Below are 22,295 nucleotides of genomic sequence, written 5' to 3'. Positions count from 1 at the left end.
CGCGGCACGCCCACGCAGACAACGAACCGCGATCATCAGAAAAGGGACGGACGCGCGTGGACCTGTTCGAGTACCAGGCGAGGGACCTCTTCGCCAAGCACGGTGTACCGGTGCTGGCCGGTGAAGTGATCGACACGCCTGAGGCGGCGCGCGAGGCCACCGAGCGTCTTGGCGGCAAGTCCGTCGTCAAGGCGCAGGTGAAGGTCGGTGGCCGAGGCAAGGCCGGCGGCGTCAAGCTGGCGGGCGACGCCGACGAGGCGGTCGCTCGCGCGACCGACATCCTCGGCATGGACATCAAGGGCCACACGGTCCACAAGGTGATGATCGCCGAGCTGTCCCCGGAGATCGAGGCGGAGTACTACGTCTCGTACCTCCTCGACCGCACCAACCGCACCTTCCTCGCCATGGCGTCGGTGCAGGGCGGCATGGACATCGAGGAGGTCGCGGAGAAGACCCCGAGGCCCTCGCGAAGGTCCCGGTCAACGCCGTCGAAGGCGTGAACATCGAGAAGGCCCGCGAGATCGTGGCCCTGGCGAAGTTCCCGGCCGATGTGGCCGAGGGCGTCGCCGAGGCGATGGTGACCCTGTGGGACACCTTCGTCGCCGAGGACGCGCTCCTCGTCGAGGTCAACCCGCTCGTGAAGACCAAGGACGGTCGCATCCTGGCGCTGGACGGCAAGGTGTCTCTCGACGAGAACGCCGACTTCCGTCAGCCCGAGCACGAGGCGCTCGAGGACAAGGCCGCAGCCAACCCGCTCGAGGCTGCCGCCAAGGCCAAGAACCTCAACTACGTCAAGCTCGAGGGCGAGGTCGGCATCATCGGTAACGGTGCCGGTCTGGTCATGTCGACCCTGGACGTCGTCGCGTACGCCGGTGAGAACCACGGCGGCGTGAAGCCGGCCAACTTCCTCGACATCGGTGGCGGCGCCTCCGCCGAGGTCATGGCGAACGGCCTGGAGATCATCCTGGGCGACCCGGACGTCAAGTCCGTGTTCGTCAACGTCTTCGGTGGCATCACCGCCTGTGACGAGGTCGCCAACGGCATCGTCCAGGCCCTGGAGCTCCTCGCCTCCAAGGGCGAAGAGGTCACCAAGCCGCTGGTCGTGCGCCTCGACGGCAACAACGCGGAGCTGGGTCGCAAGATCCTGTCGGACGCGAACCACCCGCTCGTGCAGCGTGTGGACACCATGGACGGCGCGGCCGACAAGGCCGCCGAGCTCGCGGCTGCGAAGTAAGGGACGAGGTCAGAACACCATGGCTATCTTCCTGACCAAGGACAGCAAGGTCATCGTCCAGGGCATGACCGGTGCCACGGGCATGAAGCACACCAAGCTCATGCTGGGTGACGGCACCAACATCGTCGGTGGCGTGAACCCGCGCAAGGCCGGCACGACCGTCGACTTCGACGGCACCGAGGTCCCGGTCTTCGGCTCCGTCGCCGAGGCGATGAAGGAGACCGGCGCCAACGTCTCGGTCCTCTTCGTCCCGCCGGCGTTCGCGAAGGCCGCCGTGATCGAGGCGATCGACGCCGAGATCCCGCTGGCCGTCGTCATCACCGAGGGCATCGCCGTCCACGACTCCGCCGCCTTCTGGGCGTACGCGCAGGCGAAGGGCAACAAGACCCGCATCATCGGCCCGAACTGCCCCGGTCTCATCACCCCGGGCCAGTCCAACGCCGGCATCATCCCGGGCGACATCACGAAGCCGGGCCGCATCGGCCTGGTCTCGAAGTCCGGCACGCTGACGTACCAGATGATGTACGAGCTCCGTGACATCGGCTTCTCGTCCGCCGTCGGCATCGGTGGCGACCCGGTCATCGGCACCACGCACATCGACGCCCTCGCGGCGTTCGAGGCGGACCCCGACACCGACCTGATCGTCATGATCGGTGAGATCGGCGGCGACGCCGAGGAGCGTGCGGCCGACTTCATCAAGGCCAACGTCACCAAGCCGGTCGTCGGCTACGTCGCCGGCTTCACCGCGCCCGAGGGCAAGACCATGGGCCACGCCGGCGCCATCGTCTCCGGCTCCTCCGGCACCGCCCAGGCGAAGGAGGCCCTCGAGGCCGCCGGCGTCAAGGTCGGCAAGACGCCGACCGAGACGGCCAAGCTGGCGCGCGCCATCCTCGCGGGCTGAAGCAGCCGGTAGCCGCGGGGTTCCGCGGCCGCCGTACGAGAGGGCCCCGCCCCCGCCCGGTCACCCGGGCGAGGGCGGGGCCCTCTCGTTGTGCGGGGCCGGTGCCCCGGCGGTGGTCAGCCGGCGGCGCTGCCCCGGCGGTGGTCACTCGGCGGGGCACCGCCGGGGCACGCCCCGGTGGTCACTCGGCGGCCGGGATCAGTCGCTCCGGGCCCGGGTTCGGTTCGGAGCGCAGCTGGTCGCGGAGTTGCAGGTCCTCCGGGCGGAGCTTCTGCGGGCCGCCGCGGACCGGGACGCCGTTGACGGTCTCCCCGGGGGCGTTCGCCGGGATGTAGTGGGTCGGCGCGGTCGCCGCCGTGAAGCCCGTGATGCCGATGAGGACCGCCGTCACCCCCAGCACCGCGCGGGTCCACGTCCGTGTCCGGCGCTCGCTGCCGGTCCGGACCGTACGGGCCGCCGGGAGGGTGGCCGTCGGCGCCTCCGTGACCAGCGCGCTGAGCCGCCGGTGCAGGGCGTCGGGATCGGCGAGTTCGGGGACCCGCTTCGCGAGGACCGTACGGGCGTGCAGCAGCCGGTTGGCCGCGGCGGGGGTGCTCGCCTCGGTCTCGGCGGCCGTCTCGGGCAGGTCGAGCCCGAGCCCGTCGTAGAGCAGGACGGTACGCCGGTACGGCGCCGGCAGGTCGAGGAGCGCGGTGAGCAGCGCCCGCCGGCTCGCCTCGGTGGGCGGGGCGTCGGGGTACTTGTGGGTACGGCGCAGCCGGTGCCAGGGGGAGAGGGCGTACTCGTACGCCGTCGCCCGCACCCAGCCCACCGGGTCCGCGTCTACGGCGACCTCGGGCCAGTGCTCCCAGGCGTGGTGGAAGGCGTACTCGACGGCCTCGCGGGAGAGCCGCCGCCGGCCGGTCAGCAGATACGTCTGGTGGACGAGACCGGGCGCCGCGTGCGCGTACAGCGCGTCGAACGCCTCCTCGGGGGTGAGTCCCGGTACGGCGGGGGGCCCGGCGGGCCTCTCCTCCGCGGCCTGCGGGGCGGCGGCCGCGACCGGTTTCAGCCGCTCCTGCGGCTTCGGGGTGCCTTTGCGGGCGGGCCCCGCGGTGATGACCGGGGGCGGGGAGGGGGCCTTCGGCGGCTTGGCGGCCCGCTTGGCCGCGGCCTTGGGCCGGACGTTCGCCGCGTTCGCCGCGGGAGCGGGAGCGGGCGCTTGTGCCTGCGCCTGTGTCTGCGTTCTTGCCGGGGCCTGCGGCCGTACGGGTGACGGTGGCCCGGACTGCGGCTCCGCGGCCCTCTCGGAGGAGTTCGACGACTCCGGTGAGGTCGGCGCGTCGTCCGGCCCGTACGTTCCGAGCAGGCTCGCGTACGCCTCGCGCTTGCGGCCCCGGGGTGATGAACGCCCGGTCTCCCATGACCTGACCGTGGCCTTCGTGACGCCCATGGCCTCGGCGACCTGCTCCTCGCTCAGAGCGAGGGCCTCACGCAACCTGCGCCGCTCCTTCGGGGTCGGCAGGGTGACGGAGGATGCGGAATCCGCGGTGCTCCGGCTCATCGGCGTCGACCTCCCGCAGAGCTGCTGTGGGCGGAAAAGTACATAAACGTATCTTGAGCGACACAACGGAGGTTTGCCTGTTACGAGGCAAAAGCGCGTGTCGTTGGCAGCATGACCCCGTGACCCATGTGACCGAGCACCCCCTGGTCCAGGGCGGCCGTTCCGCCGCGCTCGCCACCGCCTGCGTCCGGGGCGGGGTCGCCGCCGGACTGGGAATCGGCGCCCTCGCGGTCCTCGTGACCGCCGGCTGGATCAGCTCCCCGTACCCCGACAGCGGCCCCGGCGGCGCCCTGCACCTGGCCGCCGGGCTCTGGCTGCTCGCCCACGGCGTCGACCTCGTCCGTACGGACACCCTGTCCGGACTGCCCGCTCCCCTCGGCGTCGTGCCGATGCTCCTGGCCGCCCTGCCCGTCTGGCTCGTCCACCGGGCCGCCCGCGACACCCTCGACGCGCCCGGCGACGACGGCGACCGGCGGCGGCCCTCCGCGAGCGGCGCGGTCGGTGCCGTGGCCGGCGGATACCTGCTGGTCGCCGCCGTGATCGTGGTCCACAGCGAGAGCGGCCCGCTGCCCGCCGACCTGCTCAGCGCCGGGCTCTGGCTGCCCGCCGTCGTGGTGGCCGCGGCCGGGGCGGGCGCCTGGACGGCCTGCGGGCGCCCGCTGCCCGAACAGCGGCAGGCCGCCGTCGCCCTGCGGGCGGCCGGGCTCGGGCTGGTCACGCTGTTCGGCGGCGGCGCGGTCGTCGCGGCGGTCTCGCTCGCCTGGCACGCGGGCGAGGCGCAGGCCGCGTACGCGGGTCTCGCGGGGGAGTGGTCGGGGCGGGTGGCGGTGCTGCTGCTGGTCCTCGCACTGCTGCCGAACATGGCCGTCTGGGGAGCCGCGTACGGGCTCGGGCCGGGCTTCGCCCTCGGCACGGGCGCGCTCGCGACCCCGCTGGGTCTCGTCGGCGATCCGGCCGCGCCACCCTTCCCGCTGCTCGCCGCGCTGCCCGACGACGGACGCGGCGGCTGGATCCACTGGGCTGCCGTGGCGGTCCCGCTGGCCGCCGTGGTGCTCCAGGGCGGCCGGGTGGGCCGCTCGGCGCGGGCCTGGACGGCCCGGGACACGGCGCTGACGGCGCTGGGAACGGCCTGGGGCTGCGGGGCGGTGGTCGCCGTGGTCTCGGCCGCGGCGGGCGGGCCGCTCGGCAGCGCCCGGCTGTCGGCGTTCGGCCCGGTGTGGTGGCAGACGGGCGCGGCGACGGTCCTGTGGGGTGCGTGCGTCGGGGTGCCGGTGGCCCTGGGGGTACGCGCCTGGGGCCGGCGTGCCCTGCGCCCGAAGCCGCTGCCGGTGGAGGCGGCGGCGGTGCAGGGGGTGGCGTCCCAGGCAGCGGCGGCCACGTCCACGGCGCCCGCGCCCGGCCCCGTACCCGCGCCGGGCCCCGTACCCGCGCCGGGCCCCGTACCCGCGCCCGGCCTCGTATCCCCGGCCACGCCGTCCACCCCGGACGGGCCGGAAGCCGGCAAGGGGCAACCGGAAACGCCCCCGACGCCCCCCGCGGGGAAGGCGGCCGGGGCGAAGGCGGCCGGTCCCGGCCCCGGCCTCGACGACGACCTGCCGTACGACACCTACGACCCGTACGGCGACTCCGCCTTCGAGCCGTACGACTACCTCCCGGCGGCCTGGGAACCCGCCGCGCCCCCGCCACCGGCGCGGCCCGCCGACTAGGCCCTGCCTTTTGGATCGGGCCGGAGCAGGGGCTGTCCGCCGTCCTACTCCCGGACCCCGAAGCCCGCGCGCAGCGGCTTCGGCAGGAGGTCGTTGCAGGCGAGCTGGCCGGCGTGGGTGAGGGCGTCGTCACGGCACTCGTAGAAGTCGCTGTAGACGAGCTGCATGGTGAAGCCCACCGCGACGATCATGAGGGCCACGCTCGCCGCGACCAGGCCGCTGATCGCGGCCGTCCGCATCGAGCGGAGCGGGGCCGCCGTGGCGCCCTGCCCCGAAGGTCGGCCCACGGGCTGCCCCGCCGCCTGTCCCGAGGGCTGGGACGCGGGCCCGCCCGCCGACTGTGATGTCGGCGACAGCTCGTCCGCCGGCTTCGGCTTGGCGCGCAGCGAGCTGATCGCCCAGTAGACGCCCAGGGCGCCGAGCAGCAGCGCCAGTTCCGGGATCTCGAAGATGGCGAAGAAGAAGGCCCACATGCCGGCGAGGATCGCGTACCGCGCGCGGCGCTGTGCCGGGTCCGTCGGGTCCCAGCGGAGCCCGCGTCCTCCGCTGCCGCCCTGGCCGGGCCCACCCTTTCCGGGCCCGCCCTCCGGTCCTCCCTGGCCGCCGCCCTGGCGCTCGGGCCCCCGGCCGAAGCCGTCGTTCGAGCGGCCCGGCTGGCGCGGGCTCCAGCGGCCGTCCGACGGCCCCGACGACCCGGAGCCCCCGGACGATTCGTCGTCCGGGCTGTCGGGGCCGTCCGGTCGCCGTGGCTGCCACGGCTGATCCGGCCGGCCCTCGGGCGGCGGCGCGAACGGGTTGTTGTCGTCCGTGGACTGGCGTTCCGGCATCTGCTGAACGTCTTCCCTCTGTCGTCGCGACCACGGCCGCACCCGTGGTCTCCGCTGCTGTCTCGTGTGCCGCCGTTCGTGTCTTCGACCGGTGCTGGTCGGGTGCGCGTCCGGCGTCGGACCTTGACGCTACCGCCCTGCTCCGCCCCCGTCCCGTGGGGGCCGTCCGGTGTGCCGGTATCGTTGCTGACGGTCGAGCCATTCGTAGGGTTCCCCGTATCGAGCGGCACGATTCGTTCGTACGACCGTACAAACACCACGGAAAGAGTGACCCAGTGGCTGCCGCCCGCCTCGTCGTCCTGGTCTCCGGTTCCGGTACCAATCTGCAGGCCCTCCTCGACGGCATCGCCGCGGACCCCGAGGGCTACGGCGCGGAGATCGTCGCCGTCGGCGCCGACCGCGACGCCATCGCCGGTCTGGAGCGCGCCGAGCGCGCCGGACTGCCGACCTTCGTCTGCCGGGTCAAGGACCACGCCACCCGCGAGGAGTGGGACCGCGCCCTCACCGAGGCCACCGCCGCGTACGAGCCGGATCTCGTCGTCTCGGCCGGCTTCATGAAGATCGTCGGCAAGGAGTTCCTCGCCCGCTTCGGCGGCCGGGTCGTCAACACCCACCCGGCTCTGCTGCCCAGTTTTCCCGGTGCCCACGGGGTGCGTGACGCCCTCGCCTACGGCGCGAAGGTCACCGGGTGCACCGTCCACTTCGTCGACGACGGTGTCGACACCGGCCCGATCATCGCCCAGGGCGTGGTCGAGGTGCGGGACGAGGACGATGAAGCCGCTCTGCACGAGCGCATCAAGGAAGTCGAGCGCTCACTGCTCGTCGACGTCGTGGGGCGCCTCGCCCGGCACGGCTATCGCATTGAGGGACGAAAGGTTCATGTCGGTGAACACGGACACCGTTAAGCCCATCCGCCGCGCGCTGGTCAGCGTCTACGACAAGACGGGGCTCGAAGAGCTGGCCCGCGGTCTGCACGAGGCCGGTGTCGAGCTCGTCTCCACCGGCTCCACGGCCGGGAAGATCGCCGCCGCCGGTGTGCCGGTCACCAAGGTCGAGGAGCTGACCGGCTTCCCCGAGTGCCTGGACGGCCGGGTCAAGACCCTCCACCCGCGCGTGCACGCCGGCATCCTCGCCGACCTGCGCCTGGAGTCGCACCGTGAGCAGCTCGCCGAGCTGGGCGTGGAGCCCTTCGACCTGGTCGTCGTGAACCTGTACCCGTTCAAGGAGACCGTCGCGTCCGGCGCCACCCCGGACGAGTGCGTCGAGCAGATCGACATCGGCGGCCCGTCCATGGTCCGCGCCGCGGCCAAGAACCACCCGTCCGTGGCGATCGTCACCAGCCCCGAGCGGTACGCCGACGTCCTCGCGGCCGTCCAGGCCGGCGGCTTCGACCTGACCGCCCGCAAGCGGCTCGCGGCCGAGGCCTTCCGGCACACCGCGGCCTACGACGTGGCCGTCGCCTCCTGGTTCGCCGACGACTACGCGGCGGCCGACACCTCGGGCTTCCCCGACTTCCTGGGCGCCACCTACGAGCGGAACAACGTCCTGCGCTACGGCGAGAACCCCCACCAGGGTGCCGCGCTGTACGTCGACGGCACGGGCGGCCTCGCCGAGGCCGAGCAGCTGCACGGCAAGGAGATGTCCTACAACAACTACACGGACACCGACGCCGCGCGCCGGGCCGCGTACGACCACACCGAGCCCTGCGTCGCGATCATCAAGCACGCCAACCCGTGCGGCATCGCGATCGGCGCCGACGTCGCAGAGGCCCACCGCAAGGCCCACGCCTGCGACCCGCTGTCCGCGTTCGGCGGCGTCATCGCCGTCAACCGCCCCGTCTCGGTCGCCATGGCCGAGCAGGTCGCGGAGATCTTCACCGAGGTCATCGTCGCCCCGGCGTACGAGGACGGGGCCGTCGAGGTCCTCGCCAAGAAGAAGAACATCCGGGTGCTCAGGGCCGAGGGCGCCCCGAGCAACCCGGTCGAGGTCAAGCCGATCGACGGCGGCGCGCTGCTCCAGGTCACCGACCGCCTCCAGGCCGAGGGCGACGACCCGGCGAACTGGACCCTGGCGACGGGTGAGGCCCTGTCCGCGGAGGAGCTCGCCGAGCTCGCCTTCGCCTGGAAGGCCTGCCGCGCGGTCAAGTCCAACGCGATCCTGCTCTCCAAGGACGGCGCCTCGGTCGGCGTCGGCATGGGCCAGGTCAACCGCGTCGACTCCGCGAAGCTCGCGGTCGAGCGGGCGGGCGAGGAGCGGGCGCGCGGCGCGTACGCCGCGTCGGACGCCTTCTTCCCCTTCCCGGACGGCCTGGAGATCCTCACCGAGGCCGGCGTGAAGGCGGTCGTGCAGCCGGGCGGATCGATGCGGGACGAGCTGGTGGTCGAGGCCGCGAAGAAGGCGGGCGTGACGATGTACTTCACGGGGACGCGCCACTTCTTCCACTGAGCGGTGGCAGCGACGGGCGGCCCGCCGACACCCTTTCGGGGTGCCGGGGGGCCGCCCGTCGGCGTTTCCGGGGTCAGTCCACCCACCAGGAGCAGCTGGACACCCAGTTGTGCGAGCTGATGCTGTTGGCGGCGGGGCCGCCGTCGCTCAGCTTGTTGTCCCAGAGGTTGTCGGCGTACTTGCCCGCGTGGGTCTCGTTGGGCGAGAGGCAGCCGTAGCCGTTGGGCACGTTGTAGGCCGTGTAGTCGTAGAACCGGACGATGTGGTACGTACTGCCCTTCCCCTTGTTCAGTACGGACTCGGCGTTGTTGGTGGCCCGCCCCTTCATCTCGCCGACGGAGTCGCCCCAGTCGTACTCGTCGCCGTCGTCGTGGCCGAGCTCATCCGTACAGCTCCGCAGGTTGAAGGCGTACATGTAGCCCGACTTCGCCTTGTAGTTGAAGAAGTCGTCGCAGGCCTCCGAGGCCTGGGCGGGCGTGCTGATCAGCAGCGATCCGGCCGCCAGGCCGAGCACCGCCGCCGCGCTCGCGAGGGAACGCTTCATGGTGTCTCCTTCGTCGTCAACCCGCGGCCCTGCGCCGCGGGAGTTCAGGTGAGGGCACGGGCGCGGTCGAGCGCCCTGTGCTCCAGGTGTGCGTACGCGTCGAGTTCGGCCCCGTACGCGTCCCGCAGGCCGTCCACGGCGCGGCGTACCAGGGCGCTGCCCGTGCGGGCGAACCCCGACGACCGCGCGCACTCCGCCTCCGCTGTGGCGAACCGGACCTCCGTCGCGAACGCCGCGGCCTCCGGTTCGCCCGCGGTCAGTTCCGGGAGGGCACCCCTGAGCGCGTCGGGAGTCGGGTAGTCGAGACCGGCGGCCCGCAGGCACGTGGCCCAGGCGCGCTGCGCGCCGGTGAACTCCGGGGTGCGGCTCAGCTTCGCCACGTACAGCGGGGTCAGGTTCGTCGCGATCTTGCTGACCCGGAACCAGGTCGCGGGGTCGCCGTACAGCTGGACCTGCGCGGACTCCTCGCAGCCGCCGAGCGAGCGGCTGATGGTTCCGCCGCTCGGTACCCGGACCGAGAGGTGCCGGGTCTTCGGGCCGCCGCCCAGTGCCGTGAGGTACGCGTCCATACGGGCGGGCGGAAGGGCGTCCTGGTAGCGCTGGTTCGGGTCGTCCTTCCGGGCCTCCAGAACCTTCGCCTTGATCCGGCTGCCGTACCCGTGTTTCCGCGCCCAGCCGACGTCCGACAGCAGATAGCCGACCGTGAAGCTCTCCTCTGGAGTCGGGCGCGGTCCCGCCCAGTACGAGAAGCCCCGATCCGTCATGCAGCGCTCGACGAGCACTTGTTCCGTATGGCGGAGCAACGCGCGGTCGGTATCGGTGACTTCGACCGTCACCGGCCGCGCCTCCGGGGCGGAACGGTCTGCGCAGCCGGTCGCGGTGGCCGCGACGACCAGGCCGACGGCACAGGCGGAGCGCGCGAACGTGGACGTCATGGTGCCGGGCCCTCCCGGGTGGTGAGCGGTCCGCACGGTCCGTGCGGCGTGGTCTCACCTTCTCGGCGGGGCGCCCTCGGAGGTACCTCGTACCTCCGAGGGCCGACGGGTCACCTGACCGCCGGGCACTCACCGCCCCAGGTCACGGACTTGATCGTGCGGCCGCCGGACGCGAAGTCGCCGCGGCCCTCCCACCAGCCGTGGTGGAGGCAGAGCGGCGTGCCGCCCTCCTCGAGGGCGACGTACGCGTGGTCCGCGCCGGGCTCCGGGTTGCCGTTGTTGAAGTAGGACCCGCGCAGACCGCAGGGGCTCGCCGACACGTTCCCGTCGGTCTTGCAGACCGCGCCCTTGCCGCCCGGCTGCGCGTAGAAGCAGACGAAGCCGTTGGGGCAGTTCCACGGCTCGTACGGCGCCGTCTGCGGCTGTGCGCAGTTGCCGCTGGTGACGCTTGCCCATTGGCGGCCGGCGCCGCTGTACTCGACTCCGCCGAAGTGGACCGGCTTGCGGTGGCTCTCGTCGGTGTACGTGCCGGAGGCCAGATAGCGCTGCTCGTAGTGGAGGTGCGCCCAGTTCCCGGCCGCGCCGGACTTCCCGACCCGGCCGATCTGGGTCGCGCCGGTCACCTGACGGCCCACCTTCACGTACGCGTCCGGGGCCTCCTGGAGGTGGTAGTAGGCGGTGAACCAGCCGTTGCCGTGGCTGATCTGGAGGGTGTTGCCGGAGCCGCCGTCCCAGTAGGCGGCCGTGACGGTGCCGGGGGCGGAGGCGTAGACGGGCAGGCCGTCGGAGCCCGGGTTGCCCTCCTTGACGATGTCGAGCGCCGGGTTGTGGCCCCAGGTGTCGAGCTGCCACTTCGTGCCGCACGCGAAGGGCAGCTGGAAGGCGGGCTTGCCGGCGGGCGGGGCGGCGGCGGTGGTGGTTCCGGAGGACGTGGCGCCTGCGGACCTGGCTCCGGCCGCGGCGGCTCCGGCCGTCGTGGCGCCGAGTCCGAGGACGAGGGCAAGGGCCGTCAGGAACGCCAGGAGTGCGGCGCGCGGTGGTGTGGACGACACGTGTACGTTCACGGTCACGTTCGTGTTCCCTTCTCGCGATCACGTGGCTCCACGGTCCCGGGGTTCGGTGCCGGGCCCGTACTCGGACATCCGAGGGTCCTCGGCAGGGCTCGGCAGACCTCAGCGGTCCTCAGCAGTCCTTCGCCCAGATGTGCGAGGCGATCGGCCGGTCGAGGGCGAGATCGCGGCGCTCTCCCCTCCGTACGCAGCCCAGGTCGTCCTTCCAGTCCTTGTCCGCGAAGTACGCGACGTCGACGTACCCGGCCGGGTCGGCGCCGCCGTTGTTGAACACCGAGCGCGGGGTCCTCGTCAGTGCCCAGTCGCACCCCGTGCCCGTGTCGGACCAATCGGGCTGGTCGTGCTCCCACTCGCACATCTCGCCGCCGCCGTCCGCCCCGGAGAAGAAGCAGACGGAGCGGGCCGTGCACCGCTCGTATCCGGCGGCGGTGCCGGTCTCCGGCCGGTCCGGCCCGTTCAGCAGGGTGTTCAGGCCCAGGCCCGCCGCCGTGAGCGCGGCGAGCGAGGCGGCGATCAGCGGCAGGCGCAGTCCGCCGGGCAGTCCGCCTCGCAGTCCGCCGGCCAGTACGCCGGGCGCCCGGTGGCGCGGCACCCGTCCCGCCGCGGCCTCCCCGACCCGGCGCAGCAGCGACGTCGCGTGATGGGCGGCCCGTTCCTCGTGCGTACGGCTCAGGCAGTCCGTGACGATCTCCCGCCAGGGCTGCGGGAGATCGGGGGAGAGCCGTAACTCCTCCTCCCCGCGCGCGTACCGCACGGCCGCGTCCCGGCGTGCCGTCGGCGTGCCGCCGGGGAGGGGCAGGGAGCCCGCGAGAACGAGGTGGGCGAGGACGCCGAAGGCCCAGACGTCGGCGCTGGGGCGGATCCGGGTGCCGCGGGCGCCGACCTCGGACCAGAGCAGCTCGGGCGGGGTGTAGTCGGGTGTGGCGAAGCCGGGGGAGTAGGCGTGCGTCCCCTCCAGCTCGCTCGCCGTGCTGAAGTCGCCGAGCCGGACGCTGCCGTCCTTCATCAGCAGGACGTTGCCGGGCTTGAGGTCGCCGTGCACCCAGCCCGCCGTGTGCAGCTGGTGCAGGCCCTCGCAGATCTGGAGGAGCAGTGCGGGCCCGGACGGCGGGGGCGGGCCGGTGTCCGGGAGCAGCGACTGGAGGGGGCGCTCAGCCTCCTCCAGTACGAGCACGGTGGCGCCGTCGAGTTCCGGGTGCGCCGGGTCGTCGACCGTCAGCGTCTCGTACAGCCGGATCAGCCGAGGCGACCGCAGCCGTCTCAGTAACTCCACCTCGCGTTCCGCCAGTTCGCGCAGGTGGTGGAGTTGGCGAGGGGTGCGGGTGCCGGTGGGCAGGAACTTGAGCGCGGCCCGGGAGGGGAGGGCGTCGGGGCGGTCCGTGCTGGCGGGGCCGTCTGCGGGGCCGGGGCCGTCCGCAGGGTCGGTGCCACCCGCGTTGTCGCGGTCCCGTCGTGCCGCGTACACGCTGGCGAACGCCCCTGCCCCCAGTGGGCGCTCGACCGTCCAGACGCCGACCCGGTAGCCGGCCGGCACGGCCAGCGGGAAGCCGGTCACCGCGGCCGGGCCGGGGCCGTCGCGGCCGCCGGAGCCGTCGGGGCAGCCCGGTCCACCGGGGCCGACAGCGCCCCCAGGTCCTCCTCCCGTACGAGGTCGAAGCGGAGCGCCAGGGAGATCAGGGACTCCTTCTTGCCGTTGAGGCGCGGGCCCGCGTCCGCGGTGTCCGGGCCCGGCTTCAGGCGGAGCTTCACGGCCAGGTAGTCGATGTTCCACTGCACGGCGGCCCGGTTCGCCGCGGGCCACAGCGGGCGGAGGCGGTCCACGATCGTGTCCGCGGTCGGCAGCGGCGCGTGCGGTTCGCCGCGCAGCCGGGGCTCGCAGAGCGCGGCGAGCACGAGGAAGTACCGCTTGGAGCGGTCGAGGGGGAAGGCGAGCGCGGTCGGCTCGCCGTCCTCGGCGCCGTGCGCGTGCGTCACGTAGTCGTGGCGGGGCGCCCACACACAGAAGTCGACCAGGTCGTTTCCGGCGGGCAGCACGACCCGGGAGAACTCGAACGGCACGGGCGCGTCGACCCGGCCCGGTGCGATCTTGATGTGCTCCCCGGCCCCCTCCGGGTTCTCCACGACGTACGTCGAGGCCGTGCTGAAGTTGCTCAGCGTCCAGTGGTTGCCGGTGGCTCCGACCTCTCCGGCGGTCCGCGACACCCCGGGGTGCGGGATGTCCAGGTGGCGCCGTTCGCCGGCCGTGCCCGCGCGGGGGGAGACGCGGCCGAAGTGGAGTCGTTCGGCGGGCGCCAGCCTGACCTGGTCTCCGGAGGCAGCGGTCGCTGCGGGCACCACGATGATGCTGTACATGACGCTTCCTTTCCCCGAGGTCTGCGCCGTCAGGCTAGGAAGGGCCGATAAACGAATGCAGAACGTCACCCGGGGTCTCCGGAGGGCCACGGAAGGCCGAGGAGGCCCGGAAGGCCGTTGCGGCGACAGATCCGTCGATCGGGTGGACTCTGGTCTAATGGGTTGCTCTTTTGTCGACCACTGGTAGTGGGGGCGTGGTGTTGGACGTACAGAACAGGTCCGCCGAGGAGGCCGACACCGGCACTCCGGGCGCCACCGGCACCGAGTCGCCGGACGGCCTCGCACCGGCCCCGCTCCGCCCGTACCTGATCCTCGCGGGCGTCCTGTGCGGCCTGTACTTCCTCTACTCCTGGGTGCAGTACGCGCACTTCCGCACCCCGTCCTGGGACCTCGGGATCTTCGGGCAGTCGGTCAGGGCGTACGCCGAGTTCCGGGCCCCGGTCGTCGACATCAAGGGCCCCGGCTTCCATATACTCGGCGACCACTTCAGCCCCGTCACTGCGCTCCTCGCGCCGCTGTACTGGGTCTGGTCCTCGCCGGTCTCGCTGCTCTTCGCCCAGGCCGCCCTCTTCGCCTCCGGCGCCGTCGTCGTCGGCCGCACCGCCCAGCAGATCCTCGGCAGCCGGGCCGCCGGCATCGGACTCGCGCTCGCGTACGGCCTCTCCTGGGGCCTCCAGGAAGCCGTCAAGTCCGACTTCCACGAGATCGCCTTCGCCGTCCCGATGCTCGCCCTGACCTGCCGGGCCCTGCTCCTCGGGCGCTGGACCGCGGCCGCCGCCTGGGCCGCCCCGCTCGTCCTCGTCAAGGAGGACATGGGTCTGACCGTCTCGATGGTCGGCGTGGTCCTCTTCCTGAAGGGGCAGAAGCAGCTCGGCGCGGCCCTGGCCGGCTTCGGCGCGGCGGCGTTCGCGCTGACCGTCCTCGTGCTGATCCCGGCGGCGAGCCGGGTCGGCGAGTACGACTACTGGTCGAAGATCGAGAAGACCGGGCAGGGCACCGAGACCTCCTTCGGGCAGGTCATCGCCGACGCCCTCAGCTCGGGCGAGCGCTGGGAGATGGTGATCTTCCTGCTCGCGATCAGCGGCTTCCTCGCGCTGCGCTCGCCGCTGATCCTGCTCGTGCTGCCGACGCTCGGCTGGCGCTTCCTCTCGCAGGACCCCAACCACTGGGGCATGCACTGGCACTACAGCGCCATCCTCATGCCGGTGGTCTTCCTGGCCCTGGTGGACGGCGTCCGTTCCGTGCGCACCTCCCCGCGCGCGTGGCTCGCCTCGTACGGGAAGGTCGTCGTTCCGGTGGCGACGGCGGTCGCGCTGGTGCTCGCCGCGAACCTGCCGCTGCGGGAGCTGACGAAGCCGGAGACGTACCGGACGGACACCCGGACCGAGCAGGCGCGGGCGGCGGTCGACGCGGTGCCGGAGGGGGTGAGCGTGGAGGCGGACGTCTCGCTCCTCGCCCACCTCACGGCGGACCACCGGGTCTACTGGGTCGGCACCTCGAAGGGCGCCACCCCGGACTATCTCGCCTTCGACCTGCGCGGCTGGTCGCAGCAGGTCTCGGACCCCGAGCAGCTGGCTTCGCAACTGCATCCGGAGGCGCGGTACGCGATCACCCACCGCTCGGAGGGCTTCGCGGTCCTCAAGCGGGTCTGACGCGGGGGACACGACGGGGGCCCGGTTCCGTACGGAACCGGGCCCCCGTCATGTGTGGATCAGTACTGCTGCTTGTTGCGGTTGAACCAGGCCGAGCCGTCCGACTTCGCCACGAAGACGATGATCAGGACACCGAGGGCGAGGCTCACGATGCCGAGCGGCAGCGAGAAGAGGCTGAACACCACGGCGAACGCGGCCCAGACGATGGCGCCGATGCGGACGCCGTTGCCGCCGGACTTGAACTTGGCGGCGAGCACCATGCCGAGCACGGCGAAGATGAGCGACACGATGCCCGCGCCGATCAGGATGCCCTGGCCCAGGTCGGCGAAGGCCTCGGCGTCGGCGGACGAGGCGCCCGACTTCTCGAGCTCGCTGTCGACGGCGAAGGAGAGACCGATCGCCGCGATGCCGCCGAGCACGTTGAACGCGCCGAGGATCCACAGCATCACGCGCGCGGACTTCACACCACCGGGCATCTCCATGGCCATGCCCGGGTAGCCGCCCCCGCCGTACGGGGAGACCGGCGGAGCCGCCGGGTAGCCGTAGCCCTGCTGCGGCGGCACGCCCTGGGGGGCCTGCTGCGGGTAGCCGTAACCGGGCTGCTGCTGGCCCTGGCCCTGCTGCTGGCCGTACGGGTTGTTCGGGTCACCGAAGCTCATCGCGGTTTCCTCCGTGAATTTCTCTGTGCGGGGACGACGCGGCCCGCGCGGAGGACTCTTCACGGGATGTGAGCGGATTCCCCCCGGCACTTTCCGCGGTACTTCGCCGATCATCGTGGTCGCAACGTCGACTTTTTGTCCAGTCGATACGCATCGGAGTTGTGCAAGTGCAACCCGTCGCTCCGTGTGACCGGACGCCCGGCACGAGCGAATTGGAACAAGGCGGGGGTCATCCGGGAGGATGTCTCCATGAGCGCCCAGATTCTCGATGGCAAGGCCACCGCAGCCGCGATCAAGTCCGATCTGACCGTCCGTGTGGCGGCCCTCAAGGAGCGGGGCATCACGCCCGGACTCGGTACCGTCCTGGTCGGCGACGACCCGGCGAGCCAGAAGTACGTGGCCGGCAAGCACCGCGACTGCGCGCAGGTCGGCCTCGCCTCGATCCAGCGCACGCTGCCCGCCACCGCCACCCAGGAGGAGATCGAGGCGGTCGTACGGGAGCTCAACGAGGACCCGGCCTGCACGGGTTACATCGTGCAGCTCCCGCTCCCCAAGGGCATCGACGAGAACCGCATCCTGGAGCTGATGGACCCGGCCAAGGACGCCGACGGTCTGCACCCGACCAACCTCGGCCGGCTCGTCCTCAACGAGCCCGCCCCGCTGCCCTGCACGCCGAACGGCATCATCACGCTGCTCCGCGCGCACGGCGTGGAGATCAACGGCGCGGAGGTCGTGGTCGTCGGTCGTGGTGTCACCATCGGCCGCCCGATGCCGCTCATCCTCACCCGCCGTTCCGAGAACGCGACCGTGACCCAGTGCCACACGGGCACCCGGGACCTGTCGGCGCACCTGCGCAACGCCGACATCATCGTCGCGGCGGCCGGTGTGCCGCACCTGATCAAGCCCGAGGACGTGAAGCCGGGCGCGGCCGTCCTCGACGTCGGCGTCTCCCGCAACGGCGAGGGCAAGATCGTCGGCGATGTGGACCCGGGCGTCGCCGAGGTGGCCGCCTGGATCTCCCCGAACCCCGGCGGTGTCGGCCCGATGACCCGCGCCCAGCTCCTCGTCAACGTCGTCGAGGCCGCCGAGCGCGCGGCCGCGGCGCTCTGACGTGACCCCCGGGACCCCGGGCACAGCCGGGACCCCGGACGGGGCGGCCGACGGCCCGTCGAAGAACGGGAGCGCGGTGCCTTCGGGCTCACGCGCCTCGGCCGGGGGTGCCCAGGCCGGTGGTGCTCAGGCCGGGGGTGCTCAGGCCGGTGGTGCTCAGGCCGGGGGCGCACAGGCCGGTCGTGCTCAGGCCGGGGGAGCCCAGGCCGGGGGCGCACAGGCCTGGAAGCGGCCCGCGCCCAGCCTCACCACCGACACCGCGCGGCCCGAGGGCGGCGGCCGGGCGGCTCCCCGTGACGCCCCGGCGCCCGCGCGCCAGTGGCCGCTGCTCACCGTGCTCGGTCTCGCCGGGATCGGTCTGCTCGTCGTCGGGACGGATGCCTTCTGGCAGTCCTTCCGGATCGGCACGATGCTGGTCGGCGCGGCGCTCCTCGTGGGGGCCGTGCTGCGCCGGGTGCTGCCCTCGGTGGGCATGCTCGCCGTACGGTCCCGCTTCACGGACATGATCACGTACGGGGTCATGGGTGGCCTGATCGTGCTGCTCGCGCTCATGGTGCAGCCGAGGCCCTGGCTGAAGATCCCGTTCCTGGAGGACGTCCTCCATCTGACGGTCACCTGAGGCTCACCCGACGCCCGGACGACCCGGACGGTACGTGACGCGGCGCCCGCCCTCTCCCCCGTGGGAGGGCGGGCGCCGCTGTGATCAAGGGTCATGTACGTGCCAAGGTTGATTCAAGGTTCGACCGGGCCCTGTGGCACGGAAGTGACCATTCCGGTACCTCGGCTGCGCATCCGGGGCGCGCATCGCCCCCGGACCTGCCATCCTTCGGTGGAGCAGGGGAGACGCGGGAGGCACGGGACAAGGGGGACCGCCATGCCTGGCTGGAAGGCGCTGCCGGAGGAACTCGATCCGGATGTCCGCGCGTTCACGGAACGGCTCCGCCGCCTCATCGACCGCAGCGGCCTCGGCGTCACGGCCGTCGCCGAGCGCACCGGGCACGAACGGTCCGCCTGGGACACGTATCTGAACGCCCGTCAGCCGGCGCCCCGGGGTGCGGTCGTGGCGCTCGCCGAGGTGACCGGAAGCGACCCGGCGGGCCTCGCGACCGACTGGGAGCGCGCGGAGCGCGCCTGGGCGCGCGCCGCCACGCCGATCCGTGAAGGGAACGCGGGCGGGGGCCGCGGCGGTGAGCGCGAGCCCGAGGACGGCGACGGCGGCTACCGCCAAGGTCCCGTCGGTGAGGACCGCACCATGGAGATCCGCCGCCTCGACCGGCCCCGCCCGGCGGCCCCCTCGGCCTCCGCCCCCGGCGCCCCAGCCCCCGGTGTTCCAACCCCCGGCCCCCCAGCCCCTGGCGCCTCCGCCCCCTCGGCCTCCGCCCCCGGCGCCGCCGTGCCCCCGCCCCGTACCCCCGTCCCCACCCCCGCCGCGCCTCCCTCGCGAACCCCCGACTCCCGTCGCCGCAAGGTCCTGCTCTCCGCCACCGGCGCCATCGGCGCGCTGCTCGTCGTCACCGCCGCCCTGCTCCTCGTCGATCTCGGCGGTTCCGAGGGGCCGGGCGAGGGCGACAAGGCGGCCGCCCCGCCCACCACCACCGCCCCGCCCACCACCCAGCCCACCAGCCTCCCGCCGGGGGTTCAGTGCGCGGGTCCCGACTGCACGGGTCAGGACCCGGAGGCCATGGGGTGCGGCGGCCCCCTCGCCACCACCGTCGCCCGCGCCGTCGTCGGCGCCGCGCAGGTCGAGGTCCGCTACAGCGAGACCTGCGGGGCGGCCTGGGCCCGGCTCACCGGCGGCGCGCCCCGGGACACGGTGACGATCCGCGCCGGGGACGCCGAGCGGCGCGCGACCGTCGCCGCCGGCACCGACACGGCGGCGACGGAGACCGACGCGTACACGCCGATGGTCGCCGTCGGCTCCGGCGCGGCCGCACGGGCCTGCGGACAGCTCGCCGACGGCGGCGAAGGCTGCACCACGAGCCCGTGACGCGCCGACGAGCCCGTGAAGCGCCCACGGGGACGGGTGACCGCGGCCGCGCGGACGGGTGACCGCGCCCGCGCGGGCGGGTGACCGCGGACGGGTGACCGCGCCAACGCAGGCGGGTGACCGCGCCCACGTGGACGGGCGGCAGTGAGCCGGACCACAAGGGGGTGGGGATTCACCGGGGCCCGGGTCGGATAGCCTGACCGCTGGATATCTCTTCATGTCGAGACACCGATCGATCAAGAGAGCTATCCCGCACCAGGGGCAGGGACCCCCACCGCCAGCTGTCTTACGGAGATCGCCATGACCCGCACTCCCGTGAATGTCACCGTGACCGGCGCGGCCGGCCAGATCGGCTACGCGCTGCTCTTCCGCATCGCCTCCGGCCACCTGCTCGGCGCGGACGTGCCGGTCAAGCTGCGCCTCCTCGAGATCCCGCAGGGCGTGAAGGCCGCCGAGGGCACCGCCATGGAGCTCGACGACTGCGCCTTCCCGCTGCTCAAGGGCATCGACATCTTCGACGACCCGAACAAGGGCTTCGAGGGTGCCAACGTCGCGCTGCTCGTCGGCGCCCGCCCGCGTACCAAGGGCATGGAGCGCGGCGACCTGCTCGCCGCCAACGGCGGCATCTTCAAGCCGCAGGGCAAGGCCATCAACGACCACGCCGCGGACGACATCAAGGTCCTCGTCGTCGGCAACCCGGCCAACACCAACGCCCTGATCGCCCAGGCCGCCGCCCCGGACGTGCCGGCCGAGCGCTTCACCGCCATGACCCGCCTGGACCACAACCGCGCGCTCTCGCAGCTCGCGGCCAAGACCGGCGCGTCCGTCGAGGAGATCAAGCGCCTCACCATCTGGGGCAACCACTCGGCGACCCAGTACCCGGACATCTTCCACGCGGAGATCGCCGGCAAGAACGCCGCCGAGGTCGTCGCCGACGAGGCGTGGCTGGCCGACACCTTCATCCCGACCGTCGCCAAGCGCGGCGCCGCGATCATCGAGGCCCGTGGCGCGTCCTCCGCCGCCTCGGCCGCGAACGCCGCCATCGACCACGTCCACACCTGGGTCAACGGCACCGCCGCGGGCGACTGGACCTCCATGGGCATCCCGTCGGACGGCTCGTACGGCGTCCCGGAGGGTCTCATCTCCTCCTTCCCCGTCACCTGCACGAACGGCACGTACGAGATCGTCCAGGGCCTGGAGATCAACGACTTCTCGCGCGCCCGCATCGACGCCTCGGTGGCGGAGCTCGCCGAGGAGCGCGACGCGGTCCGCGAGCTCGGCCTCATCTGAGTCCCCGCTCCACGCGCCCGGCGCCCCCGAACCGTACGACCGACCGTACGGCTCGGGGGCGCCGTTTTTCATGCTCCGAAACGGGGCCCAAGTCGGCCGTAGGCTTTGATGGTTGAGCACCCATGGTTGAGCACCCATGGTTGAGCACCAGAGACATCGGCGGCAACGGCGGCATCGGAGGAATCGTGACCGGGACCGGGCACAGCGCGGGCGGCATCCACGTCACCAACACCGGGGGCAACGTCACCATCGGCGACCACAACACCGTCACCAGTACGGGTCACGGGGCCCCGGCGGCCCGTGACCCGCAGCAGGAGGAGCTGCTCCAGGCCATCCGCCGCCTCCGGGCCGACCTCGGCGGGGTCGTCCCCACGGAGCAGACGGCCGTCCTGGACGGCGAACTCTGCGCCGCCGAGGAGGAGATCGAGAGCACGGGCCGCGCGGACGTGGGCCGGCTCACCCGGGTGCGCCTCGCCCTCACGGACGCGGGCACGGTGACCGGGATCCTCGCCTCGGGCGTGGCCGTCGGACAGGCGGCCGGCGCGCTGCTCGGCGGCTGAGAGCAGCGGTGCGCCGGGTGGGGCACCGCGTGGGCTGCCGCCCGGGGTGCCGGGTGGCGTGCTGCCTGGGGAGGACGCCTGACGTGCCGCCCGGCGTGTCGCCCGGCGTGCCTCAACCCGCCGCGTGCTCGCGGAGCTTCGTCGCCAGCGCGGCCAGGTCCTCCCGTGCGCGCAGGAGCAGCCCGCCGCCGAACGTGATCCGGGTCGCGCCGAGCCGGCCGAGTTCGGCGAACGGCGGGCCGCCGTCCGGCGCTGCCAGCGTGTTGAGCGGGACATCGCCGAGGGCGGCGCGCAGGGCCGGGAGGTCGGCGGGCGGGGCCGCGATCGGGTAGACGCAGTCCGCGCCGGCCTCCGCGTAGAGCCGGGCTCGGGCGATCGCCGCCGCCAGCGGTTCGGGTGTCCCGCGGATGTACGTGTCCACGCGCGCGTTGACGAAGAGTTCGGGTCCCGCCGCGGCCCGTACCTCCGCCAGCCACTCGGCGTGCGCCCGCGGGTCCTTGAGCCCGCCGTCCGGCCCGGTGTCCTCCAGGTTCACACCGACGGCGCCCGACTTCCGTACGCGTTCCACCAGTTCGGGCACCGGCAGCCCGTATCCGCCCTCCACGTCCGCCGTGACGGGCACGGAGACGGCGCGGACGATCCGGGTCACGGCGGCGAACATCTCCGCCGCCGGGGTCGCCCCGTCCTCGTACCCGAGGGAGGCGGCGATCCCGGCGCTCGGCGTCGCGAGCGCCGGGAACCCGGCCGCCTCGAAGGAGCGGGCGCTCACCGCGTCCCACGGGCCGGGCAGCACCAGCGGATCGCCGGCTCCCCGGTCCCGGTGGAGGTCGCGCAGGACCTGGGCCGTCGAAGCCCCGGTCCCGCTCATGCGCTGCGCGGGGTGTAGTGGCCCGGCGTCATCCGGGTGGTGACGCCGATCCGGTTCCACGCGTTGATGACGACGATCGCGCCGATGACGCGGGCGAGCTCGGTCTCGTCGAAGTGCCGCGCGGCGCGCGCGTACACCTCGTCGGGGACGAAGCCGTCGGTGAGGACCGTGACGGACTCGGTCAGCGCGAGGGCGGCGAGCTCCCGCTCGGTGTAGAAGTGCCGCGACTCCTCCCAGGCGGAGAGCTGCACGATCCGCTCGACGGTCTCGCCCTCGGCCAGCGCGTCCTTGGAGTGCATGTCGACGCAGAAGGCGCAGTGGTTGATCTGCGAGGCCCGGATCTTGATCAGGTGGTACAGGGTCGGGTCGATGTCCTTCGCCGCCGCCGTCTCCAGGCGCAGCATCGCCCGGTAGAACTCGGGGACGCTCTCGGCGAAGGGGAGGCGTGGGGCGTGCTCGTGGGCGTACTCGGTCGGCGCGGTGGAGCCGAGGGCGCCGGTGGTGCCGAGGGCGTCGGCGGTGTGGGTGGGGTCGGTGGCGTGGGTGGTGTCGACGTGCGTGGTCATGTCTTCACCGTACGAGCCAGGTGGCTCAGGAGTATGGTCCATTCGT

Annotated in this window: 20 protein-coding genes and 1 pseudogene; 11 read left to right on the top strand and 10 right to left on the bottom strand. The window is 73.0% G+C overall.

From position 1 onward, the window contains the following. Positions 1-56: 56 nt before the first annotated feature. Positions 57-1,234: pseudogene (sucC, locus tag N5875_RS15350) on the top strand (ADP-forming succinate--CoA ligase subunit beta). A 19-nt stretch (positions 1,235-1,253) separates the two neighbouring features. After that, entirely contained in the window at positions 1,254-2,135 is an 882-nt protein-coding gene (sucD, locus tag N5875_RS15345; RefSeq protein WP_338494361.1) for a succinate--CoA ligase subunit alpha, read from the top strand. 181 nt (positions 2,136-2,316) lie between these two features. Here sucD and N5875_RS15340 read toward each other — a convergent pair whose 3' ends face one another. Then, on the bottom strand, positions 2,317-3,678 hold the full coding sequence (locus tag N5875_RS15340; RefSeq protein ID WP_338494359.1) for a helix-turn-helix domain-containing protein: 1,362 nt from the start codon (positions 3,676-3,678) through the stop codon (positions 2,317-2,319). A gap of 119 nt (positions 3,679-3,797) precedes the next feature. On the opposite strand from N5875_RS15340, the gene N5875_RS15335 reads away from it, so the two are divergent. Further along, the gene (locus N5875_RS15335; RefSeq protein WP_338494357.1) at positions 3,798-5,384 is read left to right on the top strand and encodes a DUF6350 family protein; all 1,587 of its coding nucleotides are present in this window, start codon (positions 3,798-3,800) and stop codon (positions 5,382-5,384) included. Positions 5,385-5,428: 44 nt separating this feature from the next. Here the strand turns inward: N5875_RS15335 and N5875_RS15330 are convergent, their stop codons facing one another. Beyond that, on the bottom strand, positions 5,429-6,211 hold the full coding sequence (locus N5875_RS15330) for a hypothetical protein (protein ID WP_318208766.1): 783 nt from the start codon (positions 6,209-6,211) through the stop codon (positions 5,429-5,431). A 275-nt stretch (positions 6,212-6,486) separates the two neighbouring features. On the opposite strand from N5875_RS15330, the gene purN reads away from it, so the two are divergent. Together purN and purH are read left to right on the top strand one after the other, a co-directional pair. Beyond that, on the top strand, positions 6,487-7,116 hold the full coding sequence (gene purN / locus N5875_RS15325; protein ID WP_318208767.1) for a phosphoribosylglycinamide formyltransferase: 630 nt from the start codon (positions 6,487-6,489) through the stop codon (positions 7,114-7,116). Further along, a complete protein-coding gene (purH, locus tag N5875_RS15320) occupies positions 7,091-8,656 on the top strand; it encodes a bifunctional phosphoribosylaminoimidazolecarboxamide formyltransferase/IMP cyclohydrolase (protein WP_338494354.1) in 1,566 nt (521 codons plus the stop codon). The genes purN and purH overlap by 26 nt, the downstream gene beginning before the upstream one ends. Before the next feature lie 73 nt (positions 8,657-8,729). Here purH and N5875_RS15315 read toward each other — a convergent pair whose 3' ends face one another. The 5 genes from N5875_RS15315 to N5875_RS15295 all read right to left on the bottom strand — a co-directional run bounded on the left by N5875_RS15315 (position 8,730) and on the right by N5875_RS15295 (position 13,557). After that, on the bottom strand, positions 8,730-9,200 hold the full coding sequence (locus N5875_RS15315) for a hypothetical protein (RefSeq protein ID WP_338494352.1): 471 nt from the start codon (positions 9,198-9,200) through the stop codon (positions 8,730-8,732). 44 nt (positions 9,201-9,244) lie between these two features. Beyond that, a complete protein-coding gene (locus N5875_RS15310; protein WP_338494350.1) occupies positions 9,245-10,135 on the bottom strand; it encodes a hypothetical protein in 891 nt (296 codons plus the stop codon). A 110-nt stretch (positions 10,136-10,245) separates the two neighbouring features. Then, a complete protein-coding gene (locus N5875_RS15305) occupies positions 10,246-11,205 on the bottom strand; it encodes a peptidoglycan DD-metalloendopeptidase family protein (protein ID WP_338494349.1) in 960 nt (319 codons plus the stop codon). Positions 11,206-11,317: 112 nt separating this feature from the next. Further along, positions 11,318-12,760, bottom strand: coding sequence for a protein kinase (locus N5875_RS15300; RefSeq protein WP_338494348.1), 1,443 nt, complete (start codon positions 12,758-12,760; stop codon positions 11,318-11,320). Further along, positions 12,757-13,557, bottom strand: a complete 801-nt coding sequence (locus tag N5875_RS15295) for an FHA domain-containing protein (protein WP_338494346.1) — start codon at positions 13,555-13,557, stop codon at positions 12,757-12,759. The genes N5875_RS15300 and N5875_RS15295 overlap by 4 nt, the downstream gene beginning before the upstream one ends. A 197-nt stretch (positions 13,558-13,754) precedes the next feature. Here N5875_RS15295 and N5875_RS15290 point away from each other — a divergent pair, with 197 nt between their 5' ends. Further along, complete coding sequence (locus N5875_RS15290) at positions 13,755-15,209, top strand: DUF2079 domain-containing protein (RefSeq protein ID WP_318209222.1); 1,455 nt, start codon at positions 13,755-13,757, stop codon at positions 15,207-15,209. Positions 15,210-15,268: 59 nt separating this feature from the next. On the opposite strand, the gene N5875_RS15285 is transcribed toward N5875_RS15290, so the two are convergent. Further along, entirely contained in the window at positions 15,269-15,868 is a 600-nt protein-coding gene (locus N5875_RS15285; protein WP_318208774.1) for a hypothetical protein, read from the bottom strand. Positions 15,869-16,117: 249 nt separating this feature from the next. Between N5875_RS15285 and N5875_RS15280 the strand changes: the two genes are divergently transcribed. From N5875_RS15280 to N5875_RS15260, 5 genes are all read left to right on the top strand, one after another. Continuing rightward, positions 16,118-16,978, top strand: a complete 861-nt coding sequence (locus tag N5875_RS15280) for a bifunctional methylenetetrahydrofolate dehydrogenase/methenyltetrahydrofolate cyclohydrolase (protein WP_318208775.1) — start codon at positions 16,118-16,120, stop codon at positions 16,976-16,978. A gap of 1 nt (position 16,979) precedes the next feature. After that, a complete protein-coding gene (locus N5875_RS15275; RefSeq protein WP_338494344.1) occupies positions 16,980-17,597 on the top strand; it encodes a DUF3017 domain-containing protein in 618 nt (205 codons plus the stop codon). Positions 17,598-17,852: 255 nt separating this feature from the next. Then, positions 17,853-18,965 carry a DUF2690 domain-containing protein gene (locus N5875_RS15270; protein WP_338494342.1) on the top strand — a complete coding sequence of 371 codons (1,113 nt, stop codon included), beginning with the start codon at positions 17,853-17,855 and terminating at the stop codon, positions 18,963-18,965. Between the two features lie 300 nt (positions 18,966-19,265). Then, positions 19,266-20,255 carry a malate dehydrogenase gene (locus N5875_RS15265; protein WP_318208778.1) on the top strand — a complete coding sequence of 330 codons (990 nt, stop codon included), beginning with the start codon at positions 19,266-19,268 and terminating at the stop codon, positions 20,253-20,255. A gap of 185 nt (positions 20,256-20,440) precedes the next feature. Then, a complete protein-coding gene (locus N5875_RS15260) occupies positions 20,441-20,815 on the top strand; it encodes a hypothetical protein (protein WP_318209223.1) in 375 nt (124 codons plus the stop codon). Between the two features lie 112 nt (positions 20,816-20,927). Here N5875_RS15260 and N5875_RS15255 read toward each other — a convergent pair whose 3' ends face one another. Continuing rightward, on the bottom strand, positions 20,928-21,683 hold the full coding sequence (locus N5875_RS15255; RefSeq protein WP_338494340.1) for an isocitrate lyase/phosphoenolpyruvate mutase family protein: 756 nt from the start codon (positions 21,681-21,683) through the stop codon (positions 20,928-20,930). Further along, entirely contained in the window at positions 21,680-22,249 is a 570-nt protein-coding gene (locus N5875_RS15250) for a carboxymuconolactone decarboxylase family protein (protein WP_338494338.1), read from the bottom strand. Before N5875_RS15250 ends, N5875_RS15255 begins: the two co-directional genes overlap by 4 nt. Positions 22,250-22,295: the final 46 nt, after the last annotated feature.

The sequence above is a fragment of the Streptomyces sp. SJL17-4 genome (assembly GCF_036826855.1).
GTDB lineage: Bacteria > Actinomycetota > Actinomycetes > Streptomycetales > Streptomycetaceae > Streptomyces.
The sequence above is the reverse complement of the archived record's forward strand: the minus strand, read 5'-3'. Positions and strand labels throughout refer to the sequence as shown.

Bases quoted from the DNA above. Each gene is read 5' to 3' on its own strand.
- sucD (WP_338494361.1), top strand. From the start codon at position 1,254: ATGGCTATCTTCCTGACCAAGGACAGCAAGGTCATCGTCCAGGGCATG.
- N5875_RS15340 (WP_338494359.1), bottom strand. From the start codon at position 3,678: ATGAGCCGGAGCACCGCGGATTCCGCATCCTCCGTCACCCTGCCGACC.
- N5875_RS15330 (WP_318208766.1), bottom strand. From the start codon at position 6,211: ATGCCGGAACGCCAGTCCACGGACGACAACAACCCGTTCGCGCCGCCG.
- purH (WP_338494354.1), top strand. From the start codon at position 7,091: ATGTCGGTGAACACGGACACCGTTAAGCCCATCCGCCGCGCGCTGGTC.
- N5875_RS15315 (WP_338494352.1), bottom strand. From the start codon at position 9,200: ATGAAGCGTTCCCTCGCGAGCGCGGCGGCGGTGCTCGGCCTGGCGGCC.
- N5875_RS15310 (WP_338494350.1), bottom strand. From the start codon at position 10,135: ATGACGTCCACGTTCGCGCGCTCCGCCTGTGCCGTCGGCCTGGTCGTC.
- N5875_RS15295 (WP_338494346.1), bottom strand. From the start codon at position 13,557: ATGTACAGCATCATCGTGGTGCCCGCAGCGACCGCTGCCTCCGGAGAC.
- N5875_RS15285 (WP_318208774.1), bottom strand. From the start codon at position 15,868: ATGAGCTTCGGTGACCCGAACAACCCGTACGGCCAGCAGCAGGGCCAG.
- N5875_RS15280 (WP_318208775.1), top strand. From the start codon at position 16,118: ATGAGCGCCCAGATTCTCGATGGCAAGGCCACCGCAGCCGCGATCAAG.
- N5875_RS15270 (WP_338494342.1), top strand. From the start codon at position 17,853: ATGCCTGGCTGGAAGGCGCTGCCGGAGGAACTCGATCCGGATGTCCGC.
- N5875_RS15265 (WP_318208778.1), top strand. From the start codon at position 19,266: ATGACCCGCACTCCCGTGAATGTCACCGTGACCGGCGCGGCCGGCCAG.
- N5875_RS15255 (WP_338494340.1), bottom strand. From the start codon at position 21,683: ATGAGCGGGACCGGGGCTTCGACGGCCCAGGTCCTGCGCGACCTCCAC.
- N5875_RS15250 (WP_338494338.1), bottom strand. From the start codon at position 22,249: ATGACCACGCACGTCGACACCACCCACGCCACCGACCCCACCCACACC.